Source organism: Leptospirillum ferrooxidans C2-3, assembly GCF_000284315.1.
GTDB classification, from domain to species: Bacteria; Nitrospirota; Leptospirillia; order Leptospirillales; family Leptospirillaceae; genus Leptospirillum; species Leptospirillum ferrooxidans.
Genome location: NC_017094.1, coordinates 1,871,252 through 1,887,312 on the forward strand (window position 1 = coordinate 1,871,252; position 16,061 = coordinate 1,887,312).

Sequence of the window (16,061 nt, forward strand, 5' to 3'; positions counted from 1 at the left end):
CCTATTCATCACTCCTCATGGACTCCATATGGCAAAAAAGACGGAGGTGGAAGTGATCATCTCACAACAAAACGCTTGAGACAGGGCCGTTTCACAAGAGAAATGAAGCGCTCAATGGGCTAAAAGAAACCACTGAAAACTTGTCCTCTGGGGGGAAAGCGGAAGGGTTATCGGAGATCTTGGCCGGAGACTGGGGAGAGGGAGAAAAATGCAAGGTTCAAATAAAATAAAGAGAAACTCCAAAAAATCCTGGGGCTACTCCAAAACCATGGGAAAGACATGAGCGGCACGGAGAACCCGGTCATTCACCGCCATCCATTCGGCTTCATCGGGAAGCGATTCAATCAAAATACAGTCAAAGGCTCCCCGATCAAGACGATGAAGCGTCGAATAGAGTTCACGCCCATATTCGACCGGACTTGATGGCATAAAAATGGTCGTTGTCTTGTGAATTTCGAAATCCTTCCCATCGTCTCCGAGTTTCAGAACGGCCACCTTTCTTCCCTGTGAAACCATTTCAAGAACACGACGGGACAATGCATCCTGGTGAAGAACTTCAAGGGAAGTGACGGGAGAATAATGTGAAGCCAGCATTCCTGGAGCGCGCACCTTGTGCTCCCCTGAATTCACAAGAATTGGCTGGCCGAGCGTGTCCTCGAGCTCCGGAATCGATAGGCCTCCGGGACGCAACAGCACAGCTTGACCGTCAAGAAAGCTGAGGATGGTCGATTCCACCCCGACACGGCAAGGTCCCCCATCAAGGACCATTCCCACTTTCGAACCAAGTCCTTCCCTCACATGCTGGGCCGTTGTTGGGCTCACCCGACCAAACATGTTGGCCGAAGGTCCCACAATTCCGCCACCAAATGCCTGAAGCAGAGCGGTCGCGACCGGATGATCCGGGATACGAACCGCCACCGTGTCCTGACCACCCGTAACCTCTTTCGGGACCTCCCTTCGCCGGGGCAGAATCAATGTCAAGGGACCCGGCCAGAAACGGGCTGACAATCTCCATACGACGCGGGGAATGTTCTCCGCCCACAAATCCAGTTGTGTCACATCAGCAATATGAACAATCAGTGGATGATCCGAAGGCCGCCCCTTGATCGTGAACACTTTTTGTATCGCCAGAGGATTCGACGCATCCGCTCCAAGCCCATAGACCGTCTCCGTCGGAAAAGCGACCGTCTCCCCTGCTTTCAGGAGAGCCGCTCCTGCACGAATATCGTTTTCCATTTTTGAATCGAAGATCATGCTCCAGCCTCCCTGCAACCCTGCACTCTTTTTCCTGGCCGATCTGACTTCATCCGATACAGGCCCACACAAGCGGTGGGGAGTCCCGCGCGAGAGGGCAGCAAACCTCTAGCATCCGCCCTTTCTCCATCAAAAGGCTATACACCTTCAAATGGACGGATCCCCAGCTTTTTCATTTTCCGCCACAAGGTTGTCCGGCTCATTCCCATCAACTCGGAAGCTTTTGCAATCTCTCCCCCAGATGATCTGAGAGACCCAACGATCAGTTCCCTCTCGATTGCCAGATCCTCCCATTTGTCGGGACATTGGGATCCTGATAAATCGATCTGGAGGGATTTGAGTTCCTCCCTGATCCAGTCCATTGGCACTTTTTCCTGAGGCAAGAATGTGGCCAAAAGACAATCCAGAAAGGAAAAGAGCTCCCTGATGTTTCCAGGCCATGAATAGGATTGCAACACCCTGATTCCCTCCTTTGAGAGAATGGGCGGCTGGCTCTTGTTTTCCTCCTGCCATTTTCTCCATTTCCATTCGATCAGGGAAGGGATCTCCCCAAGCTGATCCCGAAGTGAGGGGATGCGAATGGTTTTCCCCCTGATCCGGTAGAAAAAGTCCGGTCTTAATCGACCATTCGACAAGAGGGAGGAAAGGGGTTCATTGGTGGCTACCAGGATCCTCGCATCAATGGATATTTCAGTCGACGAACCAAGCGGTTGCAATGTCTTGCGGTCGAGGAACCTCAATAGTTTCATCTGGATCTCAAGCGACATATTCTGAAGCTCATCGATGAAAAGAGTTCCCTTGTCTGATAATTCCAGCCGGCCCTTCTGATCTCCTGTCGCCCCCGTAAAAGTTCCTTTTCTATGGCCAAAAAGAAGGGCATCGGCGATTTCGCTGGAAAAATGTGTCGCATCCAGAACAATAAATGGCCCCTTTTTGCGAGGGCTGTTTTCATGGATCATCCGGGCAAGGAACTCCTTGCCCGTTCCCGTCTCTCCCTCAAGAATCAGCGGAAGGGATGTCTGAGCAAATATTTCTGAGCCATCCCGGGCGGGAACACCCAAAAAAGATGCCGATGGAGATGATGAGTTCTGAAAACCAAGATTGCCTTCTCCGGAAAGGAGCCCGGTTTGAGAAATTTTGCTGCTCGCATTCACCAGGCTGAGCCTTGCCGAGTCAGATCCCTTTCGGGATGAACTCCCGCCTATCATCATACCAAATCCCTCCCCGTCAGAGATGTTTTGCCCTTTTGAAGGACTTACCCTGTCGAATCGGGCAAAGGAAGAGAGGGCACACCCACCCTCGGATGAATCCTTCCAACCATCAACATCCGGACAATCCGGAACGAACGGACCCGCGGAATCCTCCCTACCACCTGCCTGTCTGGCTGACATCGCATTTCTAAAATCGTTTGGATATTTCATCGGTATGCCCTTCAACTGAATGCAATGCGTTGTTTTCCGATTCATCATGAAGCCGTTCAAGCCGGTTTCACTATCCATGTCTGCCGGAAAGGGTTGTGGCCAAACCGATGGCCAAAAGAAATTTCATTCGCCAGATCAACGAGACCATTTCCCCATGACTCAAAAAAACTCCATGGCCGAGCCATCCGACAATCGGGTGGCCAGATCAACAAGACCAGGCGGGTAATCGAGCCGGCCGGAGACTTCACAAACGGGTAAATGGGCAACCTCTATGACATCCCTTCCAAGCCAGCGGGAGAGAAAATCGGCATTTCTCATACTGGGATCAATGTCAGGGGCCACTTGATTGAGCACCACGCCGGCCAGGGCAAGACCCCGATGGGCGATGGCCTCTGCGGTGGATATTGTCTGATGGATCGCACCGAGGCGGTCCGACGTCACCAAAAGAACCGGGAGCCCCAATGCCAGAGCAAGATCTGAGTTCAATCCATCCTTGGCCATTGGAGAGCAGAATCCTCCCGCCCCTTCCACGAGCAGAAAATCACCGGCATCAACGCCATCGTGACAAGCTTCGATCATATCTTGAAGGCAAATATCGACACCTTGAAGAAATGCAGCCCGAGCCGGAGACAGAGGCGGCTTAAGGCAATAGCGGCAGATGCGCGAAAGCGGCTCGACACCACCCGAAGCCTTATAGTAGGCCAATCCATCGGATCCAACCAATCCATCGATCGATTCAATGCAACCGGATTCCACGGGTTTTCGGGGACGAACCCTCACTCCCTGACGGGAAAGCAATTCGCACAACATCACCCCAATCGCAGTCTTCCCGACCCCTGTATCCGTTCCGGTGATCATTACGCCATGTCCCACCCAACCTCCTGAACATTGAAAATGGATATCCCGTTCTCCTGAAATCACTTCAATCAGTCACTGCACCCTTGCTGGCAGAGGAAACAGACTTTGCATATTTTGCCAGGACTCCTCTCGTGTAGCGAGGAAAAGGAGCCGTCCACCCAGCCCGGCGGAGTTCGATCTCCTCTTCAGCCACGTGAAGTTCCAGAAGCCGCTTTTCTGTATCGATGGTGATGAGGTCCCCCTCCCTGACCAGAGCGATCGTGCCACCCACCGCCGCTTCCGGCGCAACATGGCCCACAACCATACCGTAAGTTCCCCCCGAGAAACGGCCATCTGTGATCAAACCCACACTGTCGCCAAGCCCCTCACCCACAAGGGCCGAAGTGGGTGAAAGCATTTCACGCATGCCTGGACCGCCTTTCGGACCCTCATAACGGATCACGATCACATCCCCGGCCTCGATCTTTCGGGAAAGGATCGCGCTCATGCACTCCTCTTCGGAGTCGAACACGCATGCCGGTCCTGTCATCCTGGGAAACTTCACCCCGCTGGTTTTGGCCAGAGCGCCTTCGCTGGCAAGGTTCCCCTTGAGAATGGCGAGATGGCCATGCTGGTACATTGGCCTCCCCCATGGCCGGATGACATCCTGTCCGACAGGCGGTTCCTCCGGAACATCCTGCAATACCTCGCCAATGGTCTGTCCGGTTATCGTGAGCGCATCTCCATGCAGCATACCGTGAGACAACAACATTTTCATGATCTGGGGAATCCCCCCAGCCTTATGCAGTTCTGTCGTCACGTAACGCCCGGATGGCTTCAGATCGCACAACACCGGGACCTTCCGGCTCATGTCATCAAAATCATCGAGCGAAAGCTCCACTCCTGCGGCATACGCGATGGCTGGAAGGTGAAGCACAGCGTTTGTAGAGCCACCAAGAGCCATTAAAATGGCCAGAGCATTTTCAAACGCCTTTCGGGTCAGGATATCCCGCGGCAGGATCTGCTTGCGAATCGCCTGGACCAGAACCTCGGCCGAACAGGCTGCATTGTCGGACTTCTCATCGTCTTCAGTCGCCATTGTCGAGGAATAAGGCAGACTCATCCCCATGGCCTCAAAAATGGCTGCCATGGTGTTCGCGGTATACATGCCTCCGCAGGAGCCGGCTCCCGGACAGGCATGTCGTTCGATCTCCAGTAGCTCCTGCTCGTCGATCCGTTTGGCAATGAACTCCCCGACCGCTTCGAAGGCGCTGACGACAGTTAGGTCCCGGCCATGGTAATGGCCCGGTTTGATGGTGCCCCCGTATACAAAGATGGACGGAATATTCATTCGTGCCATCGCGATCATTGCTCCCGGCAAGTTCTTGTCACATCCCCCGATCGCAAGAACTCCGTCCATGCTCTGACCGTTGCAGACCGTTTCGATGGAATCGGCGATCACTTCTCTTGAAACCAGTGAGTACTTCATGCCCTCGGTGCCCATGGAGATTCCATCTGAAATCGTGATGGTCCCGAATACCTGAGCCATGGCGCCGGCCGCTTTCATCGCCGCCTCCGCTCTCGATGCCAGTGCGCCTATCCCGATGTTGCAGGGAGTGATGGTACTGTGCGCGCTTGCCACACCGACGATGGGCTTTTCGAAGTCCCGATCCGAGAATCCCACCGCCCTCAACAAGGCACGGTTGGGGGAACGCTGCACCCCCTGTGTGACGTTTTTGCTTCTGTGGTTGTCAGACACGATTCACCCCCTGGAGGCCAATAATGATGGACACTGATTCACTGTGAGAAAAAAGCCGGTCGACAAACTTCTTCCCATCAGGGGTTGCAATAGTCACAGTGGGCCGGATCGGCATACTTCCGCCCGGAGCGTTCGAGTGTGACGCGATGGTCGCACTTGAGGCAGCCGTGAACTTCAGCCATGATCCCCTGTGTCCTTCCCCCGCAGTTTCTGCAGGGGAGTCCCGGAAGCCGTTCGACAATCCAGAACCCCGGGGTATCGCAAACAGGACATACGGACCGGATCTTCTTTAACAGATCCTCGGATGCCAAACGAATAGCCTCCATCCTCAGTGGATTGGCATGGGCACGGCCATCTGTTTCCAGGAAGACCTGACCACTGTCCGATTGACCCAATGCCCAGAAAAAAGCCGTTTCAAGCTCCGGCCATGAGCGGATTCCCTTCCGGAGTCGATGATCATTCTCCCCTTCGGGACGAATAACGAGATAGTTCCCGGGGAATCCTGACTCCCGGGCAAAAGTTTCTGCCTCAGACCATTCCGATGCCAGCGAATGAAAGAAATTCGCTTTTCCCTGATAGGCCCCAAGAATCTCAAGACTCCTTTCGTCATCGATAAAGATCAGAAGCTCCAGATTCCATGGAAGCATCCCTGAAAAAGGATCAGGACCAAAAGCTCCTTCGCTTGCAACCCCGAAAGGCAGTCCTGAAAGATCCATTCCGATCCGCGCCTTTTTTCTGGCCGCCTCTATCTGCATTCCTGCCCTTGGGATATCCCGGGTAAAAGTTCCAAGGAGATCCGTGTCATAGCCCTCGACTCTCTCCACATGGCACCCGAGCGCAGGATCCAGAACCGGAGAAATGACCCGCTCCTTTCCATGCTGGGTCAACAGGGCAATCTTCTTCCCACGGTAAAAAGAGACATCCCTTTCTGTTGGCATCCTTACGCCTTTCCTGCAACTGAACAACCATAACAGTGACACACAAAGGGCCCAAGACGGGCGCAGATCGCAGTGTTTCCTACAGTTTCACGGTCTGGACCCTTTCAATACTCTTTTTAAGCTCCAGAACCAGCTGATCAACCTGATGGCGGACATCCGTCACACTTCTAAACTGTGTTTCCGTAACGCCAACAATAGACTTCAGCGAATCGGACAAAACCGTTGCACGGCTAACGATCGACTCGAATACCGTCCTGACTCCCTCCGCCTTCAGCTGGCTCTCTGCAACCGTTCCCAGCGTTCTGCATATCAGATCCACTGTCTGTGCCGTATCGTTTTGTGATTTCTTGATCGTCGCGGCGATTTCCTTTGTAGCTCCGATCGTGCGCTCCGCAAGCTTCCGGACCTCTTCTGCCACGACAGCAAACCCTCTCCCCTGCGTCCCGGCCCTGGCAGACTCGATCGCCGCATTCAAGGCAAGAAGATTGGTCTGGCTGGCAATGTCGTCGATCACCTCTACAACCATTCCAATGTCCCGGCTCCGGGCATTGAGTTCGCTGACCACTTCACCAAGATCCTTCATCGCTCCCTCTGCCTCACGTACCTGGGAGAGAAGATCTTTCAGGGTATTCCGGCCGGCCTCTCCTTCCAAACGGGTCTTCTGTGCCTCATCGGAAACCTTCCCGGTCGTTTCAACGATCTCCCGGATTCCCGAGTCGAGAATCCCCATTGACTGAGCAAGCCGCACTGAGGATTTCTCCTGGGCCTCGACCGAGGTTCTTTCGTGCAGTCGGTCACTGGTTATATCCCTGAAAATCGTCATATATCCCACGATCCGTTTTGAGGAAGGATCGCTGATCAACTGTATCGTCGAAAGAAGGCTCACTTCTCCAATCTCTATCACCGCATTTCTCCGGATCTCTCCAGGTCGTATTTTTTCCAGTCTTTCCCGAATCAAGTCCGGATCCTTGTGGAAACGGTGAATCGATCCTCCCATCACCTGGGAAGGGGATATTCCAAATCTCTTCAGGAGGTCCGGCTCCATCCGGCGTACGATCTCTTTCATGCTTCGATTCATGTAAACAATGCGATTCCCGGATATTCCTGATCCCATGTCGGAAGAAGAAATCGCTATTCCCAAACTCTCCAGGGAATCAAGGATTTCCCAAGCGATCAGGGGATCCTTCATCAATCCATCACCGAAATTTGTCTCACCAGCCTGGACAGGCGGTTCACTTTCAGGAGCCTTGGCAAACCATCCCATTTCAGACCCCTTTTGCTTTCAATGTCATATGACAGAACCACTCCAGAAGAGAAGATGGAAAATCGCTCCTTCAGACGGATCTCCCCGACTTCTCCATCACAATAGACCCCAGAACCTATCCGTCAATCTTGATCCACCAGAACAACCTCCGCTCAGAGAAGAAGCTTTTGTAACGCCTGATGAATCTCGGACAACTCTGACCTGAGGCGCTCCATTTCCGCCTTATTGTTGCTCTCCCTGGCCGAAGCAACCTCCGGCGCAAACGAACAGAGATCATCGTGAATCCCCTTCAGCACATCGAACCCGTCTGTGCCCCTGTGTCTCACCGTTCCCGTATGGCTCATCCACTTCTCAGAAACAGCGATATGATCATCCGTCCACTCTTTGTTCAAATTTCCCGGGGTATCGAGTCCATCCAGAAGTCCTTTCTGAAAAATGCCCAGAGCTTGCCAAAGCATCAAAAGGGGACTGTCTTTCAACCATCCCATATTCCTTGTTGTCTGACTTTTCCATGATGAAAATGGCTTCCATTTCTTCTGCCAATCCGGAATCATCGATGGAAGCATTGGCCTTGCAATTCCAAAACCCTGGGCAACAGTGCATCCGATCAGAATGAGAAGAGCCCCTTCCTCCTCAGTCTCGACCCCCTCAGCCACTACGTCTATCAGCATCATTCTGGCTGCTACGGAGAGGCTGAACACAATTGCCAGATCCTTCTGGCTCGCCATTATTCGGTGGACAAAGCACTTGTCGATCTTGACTTCCTTGATGTCGAGTTGCTGAAGGGATGTCAGGGATGCCTGTCCTGTGCCGAAATCATCGAGACTGACAGAAACACCCAAACCCCGACACAAATCGATCGTCTTTCTGGCTCGCTCCAGATCCCTGAGAGCCTCCGTTTCCGTCACCTCGATCTCGATTCGAGGTTGTTCCGTCCGTTCCTGTCGAAGTAAGATTTGAGCAAGATCTTCCACGAATCCGTCCGAGAGGAAGTGTCGCGCGCCGATATTCACGCTGATACGAAGGTGGATACCGATTCGCTCCCACTCTTTCTGCTGGATCAGAGCGCTTTCGAGAACCCATCGGCCCATGGCTGCGATCAACTCGCTTTTTTCGACCACCCCGATAAAAGATTCCGGAGTAAGGAGACCCCGTTCCGGATGGTTCCAGCGGACAAGAGCCTCGACCCCGACCACTTGTCCGGTTTCCATATTGACCTGGGGCTGATAATAGAGACAAAGCTCCCCGTTCCGGAGCGCTTGTCCAAATTCGGTTAGAATCTGATGCTGGAGCTGAAGGGAATGAGCCATCTCGCTTTCAAAAATCGCCCAGCCATTTCGACCGAGATCTTTTGCCCGATACAGGGCCATATCGGCGTGGGCAATCAGGGAGGTCGCATCTCCATGATCAGGGGGACAAAGAGTCAACCCCAAACTCCCGGAAATCCAGACTATTTCCCCGGAGCCATGGCCGACCTCGAACGGATCAAGAAGGGCCTGGACAATTTTCGAGAACAGATCACTCGGAGTTTTTCCATGTCCTAGGTCGGTCAGAAGAAGTCCAAACTCATCGCCGCCCAGACGAGCCAAGGTATCCGTTTTCCTTAAGAGAGATCCTAATCTTTTTCCGACCTGGACAAGAAGCTCATCCCCTTTTTGATGACCCAGACGATCATTCACCACCTTGAAACCATCCAGGTCAAGAATTCCAACAGCAAAGCGTTCATGCTCCCTACCCGACCGGTGGAGCATTTGACCTATACGCTCGATAAAAACACGCCGGTTGGGGAGATCTGTCAGGGCATCGTGCGCCGCCATATGCTCGATACGCTCTTCATTTCTCTTCCTCTCTGTAATATCCTGGGCAGAGATCACAAGCCCCTTTCGCGATCCGTCCGGATGAAAAAGAGGAACCTTTGCAACATCCAGAATGACCATATTTCCATCCGAATCAGAAAAGACCTCGATCTCCTTTGTAGCCTTTCCGGATTCCCATGCCAGAGCATCCGAGCGGATACATCCCTTAATGATCGGAGCCATACGGGAAGATCCCGAGCAGATCTCACTGTCCGTTTTACCTATCCATTCGCTTTGTTCTTCAAGTCCGAACAGACGCAGTCCGGAGGGATTGACCGTTTCCCATCGCCCTTCACCGTCCTTAAAAAAAATGGCTTCGGGAAGGTTTTCGATCAGGATGCTCAGCCTTTCCTCCGATTTCAAACGTGCCTGCTCGGAAAGAATCCTTCTATGGGCAATCGCTATCTCCTGAACCAGAACTTCAAGGAGGGAGAGATCGAAAGGGTCAAAACGGAAAATCGGATGAGTACTCGCAATCCACACTGCCTGTGATTCTAAAAAGGGAACTGCCATAAAACTCTTTGCTCCCAACATGGAACGCTCTGGAAAAAGAGCCTCATATCCGGGAGAATCATCAATCAGGATTCCCTTTCCCGATTGAGAAAAGTTGCCGGACAGAGAATCACTCGAAACTCCATTATGGAATTCAAAAGGATCCGGAAATTCCGGATGCGCCCGAAAGAGGGACTTCCAGAGAAAATGTCCCGATTCCTTCTCCGCAAGACAAATCCCTCCATAATCCGCTCCGGTCATCCGGCAAAAAGAATCCAGCGCCCGTTCAATGAGCCCGTCGACCTCTTTTTCAAGAGCGATCTCCTTGATCGTCTCCAGAAGGGTTGCCTGGTGTTCTGCCAGACGAACGTGTTCCAGAACCGCCCCAAGCTGTCTCCCCATCGCCTCCAGAAAAGGAAGGTCCTGCACATCAAGCTTCTTTTGCCCGAACGTACCGACCACAAGCGCTCCGACCGTCCTTTGGCGGTTCTTGACCGGAACAGCGATCTCCGCCATCATTCCCAATGTCCTGACTTCAGGAAGAGCCCATGAGAAGCTTTGATAATCTTCTATCAGGAGTGACGTTCCTGTTTCTATGACCCTTCCGGCTGCCCCTTCTCCCATTTTCAGCGTTTTTTCGAGGAGCGGTTCCATGGAAATGACCGGATCGCGCGAGATCACTGCCCGCAATGAGAAAGCACGCAAGGAAGGATTCCAGAGAACAACCTCCCCGTTGTCGGAATTGGTCAAATGGCAAATGGCCTCCAGCGCTCCCTTGAAAAGATCCGGAAGTTCTGTTTCCCGGGTCAGCTCTTCCATCCATTTCAGAAGGATCGTTGCCCGGCTTTCATGATGTTTGCGTCTCACCTCTTTCACCATGTTGTCGAGGAACAAGGCAATGTTCCCGGACAAAAAGATGAAAAGGGAGATCAGATCCGGATCGAAATAATCCGTCTCATCCGATTCGACGATCAGCGCCCCATGAACTGTTTCCCCTGAAATCAGGGGGAAAGCGGCTATGGAAGCGATTCCGCTTCCATAGCGGTCATTCCTCTGTAAATCCCCGGACTGGATCTCCATTGCATCTGTCCAGACAATCGTTTCTCTGGCTTGGATAATCTCTTCCAATAGCCGCTGATCCCGGAAACTGGTGTCATCCTTAAGCTTTTGCCCTTCATAAACGACACATCTCCCTGACCGGTTTTCCGGATCACAAAGGGCAATCCGGACCGAAAAGACCTGCAATTCTTCAAAGAGAATGAAGCAGGTCATCCGGAGCAGGCTCTCCTGTGATGGGCCGGTGAGAATCAAACGATCAATGCGTGCAAGAGCTCGGCAAAGTCGATTCTGACGAAACACGCCCTGGTCGCTGAAATGATATTTCCGGGATGGAGACATAATTTTCTGGAACCCCCGTGTTTTTTCAAAATGGCTCAACAAAGTGCCCACGTCCGGATCTCATTTCCCCGCCGCTTCAGAATCTCTGATAGCGGGTGATCTTCCGAATGAGACACCCTTCATGCGTGCCGCATTGGGAATAAAGATTTCCCCGACCATAATCAAAGAGACTCGTGATGAGCTCCGAAAACTCCACAGACCTGTTCTCTTTAGCAAGCGGATCAGATCACGTTGATTCAGATCAGGGGCCATCTTTCCCTCCATATCATAGGAAAGATGAACCCCATCCCCTTCTGGCCGTTCCCTGAAACTTGCTATAGGTCAGCCATTCGACCTCTTATGACACTCGTTTCCATTGCTTGTCCGTTGTTCTCTGGTAGATTCCTCCTTGTTCATTGTCGATTTCGAAAACGAACAGCCATCGATTCTCGATCAATTCGCGTACGAGTTCATGTTTGGCGATAATGTTATCGATTGCCGACTTCGGTGCCTCGAGAAAGACGTTCAGTCGAAGGGGTTCGTGCACCCAACGCTCTCCGTCATGAAGCGACTGCATCGGAAGACCGACGCGCAAGTCCCCGCCATTTCCCTCCAGCACACCGATCGCCCCCCCGACAATATTGTGCAGCACCTTGTTTCCACTACCGTATCTTCTGTTATCCACAACCGAAGCGTAATACTGCATGTTGATCCAGTTGGCGACCACCATTGGCGCGGTCATGATGAGCTCCAGAACTCCAAAACCCTCATCTTTCCGCCAGTCGTAATCATGCAGGAATGATCTTCCCGAAAGATTGATCCCCACTGTTCTCGTTCGTGGAGCAGCGATAAAGGCAGCATTTCCGGCAAGCCCCCATTCCGGACGAACCTGCGACCAGTCCCGGCTGCGTTCATGGACCAGTGCATCGACTATCTCGGGAGCAGCATCATTGATCCCCAAAAGCGTTGAACGCTCCATTCTGGTCAATTGCCCTGCTTCCGCCAACCACTGCTTCAGCTGTTTCAGATCATCCGCGTGGGTCGACTCCAGTCCCTCGATATCAAACAGATCGATTGTGTCAACTGTCGTGTCGTGCAACGCACCCACAAAGCGAGTGTCGGAGGGAATCTTGATCCCTTTTTGAGAAAGCTCTTCACGAACTTTCGATTCATTCAGTAACGCAGCGATGACCCTGGCGCTCACCTCACCTGTTTGCCCTGCACAGGCACCACAATCCAGGCCTGTTGCATAAGGATTATTGAACGTGCTGCTTCCATGGCCGACCAGAAGCACCAGTCTGGCGAAATTACTGGTCATAGACATCGCCCGCAGAATGATTTCTGCCAATCCCCCCCGATCTGTCATCGGGATGCCGACCGTGGGTGATTCCGCTGCCTTCTGCCTGGTTTTCGTAATATCCTGTCCGTGGGAAACCGACTCCAACGTTGGAACAAGACGCCCCTTGACCGAGGAGTGAACTCCTTTGGTTGATGGATGGGGTACTGGCCTGCTCCATCCGAAGCTATCCCCCAGCAGTTTTGCCCCATAAAGCAATCCGGTCGATTCCACAAAAGAAAAACAGGAGGATGGGGAACTCTTGAAACTCTTCCAGGTATTCGCTCCATGCAAATTTTCCCGACGTTGGCGGATCGCCTTTTTGACATCATGGTCGCTGCCCCCGCGAATTCGCTCGTGGCCCTGCCAACCTGGCGTCAAAAGGACCGGAAGATGGATCCTCGGTTCTGATGCCCCCAATGGAACAAACTCCATGAATGCCCCGAAAAATCCGGCGAACCCAATCGTTTGAGCCGTCGGAGCAACTGTTTCCAGTGCTCTACGGTAAATCTCCGAACGCACATCGATACAGAATGCGGCCTGTACGGACGGCCGGACAGATGAAGAACTCTTTGTCCCTGACTGTCGACTCGGATGGGAAAGCTCCGCAATCACACTTTTCTGATAGCTCAGCTCAAAGGCTGTTTGCAGGGCAAAATCCAATTGCGTAGGGGGCATGATCCCTTTCTCTGAAGAATTTCTGATGGCTCCCGCCACTTTTTTCCAAATTTTTGCCCATTCAGTCACATTCCGGGCGTTGAACAGAATCAACTCCCATGCAAGCCTGATGGCAAGAAGATCTATGATGGAGCTCTCCCCTCCGCCAACCAGTTCTTTTTCCCACTGGAGGTAGCGTGTCCAGGAAGCCCAACCTCCCACCGACATCAAATTGGCAAGGAGATAGTATTCGATCATATCCGCAGGAATGGCGAGCTTCTTGACGACAAGAGCAATCGTCTCCTCCGCATTTATCGGAAGCCTGGAAACAAAGCTCCCGACATCGCGAAGTCCCATCATCCTGGGAGCCAGATCGATTTTGGCATACTGATACCATGCCCCGAAAAGCCCTTCCTTCCCGGATGGCTCTTTCCAGATGGCTTGCCCCTGGTCAAAGTAGGCCGCACAAAATTGGCTGATCTGTTCCACAATAAAGACGCTCCATTCGGTCTTCTCACTCTGTCCCAAAACATCCGAAACCAGCGGAATCGGCTCAGGAAGAATGGGTCTGTCTCCGGACAGGCTTTTCTGCACTTCGGAAAACGTCATATCCAAACCATGTTCTTTAAGAGACTTCTCCAGATCGGCCTTGGCGATCCGCCCTGAAGAGATTTGCTCAGCATAGTAACGGCGGGACATGAGAAGGGAGGATCCGGCAACCCTGCCCAGCGTTTCATTGGCCTTCTCAAAATCCTGATCCCTCAGGCCAAAATAAGGGCTTACGGCCACAAAAGCATCGAGCGGCCAGAGCGGAGCGATCCGATGGCAAACCGAATCGATGATGGGTTTCAGTGAAACAGATAGATGATTCGCTTTTTCTTCCCGGTCTTGGGTTATTGAGAGACTCATGGTCAGACTCCTTTGGCTTGGGTCAATGAAGTGGAGCGTATTCCCCAGATACGGCTTACCAGTCTTGAAAAGGGGATATCGACATACAATCCGTTATAAAGATAGACATAAACTCTGCGAGAGAATGGATTGCCCAAAAATTTCGGCAAGCTCTGCTGAATCACCAGGATGGAAAGGAACACCACCATCACCAGGGCAATGAGGGCAAACTGCGCGGGACCGTTGATCAAGCGCACTGCCGGCAAACTCGATGCCAACATGTAATGAAATGCGGCATGCAGACTGAAATAAGAGGTACAAACCAGCGCCCCCATAAAGGCTGCACGTGCGATAAAGGCTGCACCCATTCCCGCCTTGAAAGACTGGAGGATCAACTGGGTCATGGCGACTCCAAGGATTGATCCCAATGCAAGAAGTGCAGGCTGGTGCTCTGTCGTCACACCAAATAAAGACCCGATACCAATGGTGACCAGAACCGAGAAGGCTGCCACGACAATCCACTGGCCCACTGTCGGAGTGTCCTGGGCAGGACGGACTGCCGGCGCACGAAAGAGATCGACGCCACTGCCGGATGAAAGAAAGGCATGCGCCTTGTATAACGAATGTCCGACCAGATGCAGCATGGCCAGGCTGTAAAGACCAAGACCGCATTCCAGCAACATGAAACCCATCTGGGCGGTTGTCGTCCAGGCCAGATAGACCTTGAGACTGGTTTGGGTCATCATGACCAGTCCGGCAGCGGCAATCGTTAAGAGTCCAATAATCGCCAATACATCAGAGGCGATTATCGACTGGGACATAATCGGACTCATGCGCACCACCAGAAAAGCACCGGCATTGACAATTCCCGCATGCAACAAAGCCGACACCGGAGTTGGAGCTTCCATGACCTGAATCAGCCAACCTTGCAATGGGAACTGGGCCGTTTTGAGCGCCGCTGTCAACACTATGAATCCGCTTGCCCATTGAAGGGCGACCGGCATCGGCCCGACTCCTGCCGACATGAGATGAAAAACGGTCTCAAACTGCATGCTGTGGAGAGTCGATCCGATCAATAAAACAGCTATGAAAAGACTTGTTTCGGCAACACGGCTGACAATCCATTTTTTTCGGGCCGCAAGGACTGCTCCCGAACGTTCCGGATAAAACACCAGAAGGTGATGCAGGCAAAGGCTGGTGGAAATCCATGCAAATGTGAACATCAGCATGTTCCCGGAGACAATCATCGTCAGGATGGATGCGAGCGTCAGATTGAGCCAAGTGTAGAATCGCCCCTGATTTTGCTCCCCCTGAAGGTAGTTGCTCGAAAAGCGGGCAACGACAAACCCTACGAATGAAACCAGGGAAAGCATCATCACCGTGACAGGATTGATCAGGATACTCAGTGCAAAATGTCCTGAGTTTCTAGGCAATGGATAAGAAAAAGCGGTGATCGTCTGGACTTTTCCGCCAATGGCATACAACAAAGAGGCGAGAACCGCGCAGATAAACACAAGACCCGAGCTTGCAGTGCTTAACCCCGCAATCACCCGGGCCTGTCTCGGGGAAAGAAGACTCCCGAAAAGCCCCATCGCCAAAACGAGCAACGGAACACAAATGATGAGAATAGAAAGAACAAGATTCAGATTGGTTGCCATGACACACTCCTCTTCATGTGATTGAGTCGAAAACATTTAAGATCCGGCCGACAAGATTTCCTGAGATGATCTTGATCCTTGCCTCTTCCGGCATTTGCCGAACACAGCATCAAATCCTTGGCCCACCTGATCCCTCTGATCGTCACCCAACCAGGAAAATCATTTGTTCCACGGGTTACCTTCTGGCCCACAATTCAGGGCACCTCCTTGGAGAATTTCCATTGGCGCCGTCGAACTGTCTGCCGATTCAGACAAAAAAAGCCGGCTCAATGATGAATTGAGCCGGCTTACACCCCGACCGATCCTGCATGACAGGACTTTCGG

At 52.5% G+C, this 16,061-nt stretch carries 9 protein-coding genes; all 9 read right to left on the reverse strand.

Annotated features, from left to right (window positions below):
- Nucleotides 1-255 precede the first annotated feature (255 nt).
- Nucleotides 256-1,254 carry an L-threonylcarbamoyladenylate synthase gene (locus LFE_RS09435; protein WP_014449990.1) on the reverse strand — a complete coding sequence of 333 codons (999 nt, stop codon included), beginning with the start codon at nucleotides 1,252-1,254 and terminating at the stop codon, nucleotides 256-258.
- A 137-nt stretch (nucleotides 1,255-1,391) separates the two neighbouring features.
- On the reverse strand, nucleotides 1,392-2,675 hold the full coding sequence (locus LFE_RS09440) for a sigma 54-interacting transcriptional regulator (protein ID WP_041774321.1): 1,284 nt from the start codon (nucleotides 2,673-2,675) through the stop codon (nucleotides 1,392-1,394).
- A 159-nt stretch (nucleotides 2,676-2,834) separates the two neighbouring features.
- On the reverse strand, nucleotides 2,835-3,548 hold the full coding sequence (gene bioD, locus LFE_RS09445) for a dethiobiotin synthase (RefSeq protein ID WP_014449992.1): 714 nt from the start codon (nucleotides 3,546-3,548) through the stop codon (nucleotides 2,835-2,837).
- A gap of 49 nt (nucleotides 3,549-3,597) precedes the next feature.
- The gene (gene ilvD / locus LFE_RS09450) at nucleotides 3,598-5,271 is read right to left on the reverse strand and encodes a dihydroxy-acid dehydratase (RefSeq protein ID WP_014449993.1); all 1,674 of its coding nucleotides are present in this window, start codon (nucleotides 5,269-5,271) and stop codon (nucleotides 3,598-3,600) included.
- Between the two features lie 77 nt (nucleotides 5,272-5,348).
- Nucleotides 5,349-6,209, reverse strand: coding sequence for a DUF6671 family protein (locus LFE_RS09455; RefSeq protein ID WP_014449994.1), 861 nt, complete (start codon nucleotides 6,207-6,209; stop codon nucleotides 5,349-5,351).
- A 79-nt stretch (nucleotides 6,210-6,288) separates the two neighbouring features.
- Complete coding sequence (locus tag LFE_RS14560) at nucleotides 6,289-7,473, reverse strand: methyl-accepting chemotaxis protein (RefSeq protein ID WP_014449995.1); 1,185 nt, start codon at nucleotides 7,471-7,473, stop codon at nucleotides 6,289-6,291.
- A gap of 152 nt (nucleotides 7,474-7,625) precedes the next feature.
- Nucleotides 7,626-11,270, reverse strand: coding sequence for an EAL domain-containing protein (locus tag LFE_RS13210; protein ID WP_050989520.1), 3,645 nt, complete (start codon nucleotides 11,268-11,270; stop codon nucleotides 7,626-7,628).
- Between the two features lie 286 nt (nucleotides 11,271-11,556).
- Nucleotides 11,557-14,100: a YbcC family protein gene (locus LFE_RS09475; RefSeq protein WP_014449998.1), complete on the reverse strand. Its 2,544-nt coding sequence runs from the start codon at nucleotides 14,098-14,100 to the stop codon at nucleotides 11,557-11,559.
- Nucleotides 14,101-14,102: 2 nt separating this feature from the next.
- A complete protein-coding gene (locus tag LFE_RS09480) occupies nucleotides 14,103-15,737 on the reverse strand; it encodes an NADH-quinone oxidoreductase subunit L (RefSeq protein WP_014449999.1) in 1,635 nt (544 codons plus the stop codon).
- Nucleotides 15,738-16,061: the final 324 nt, after the last annotated feature.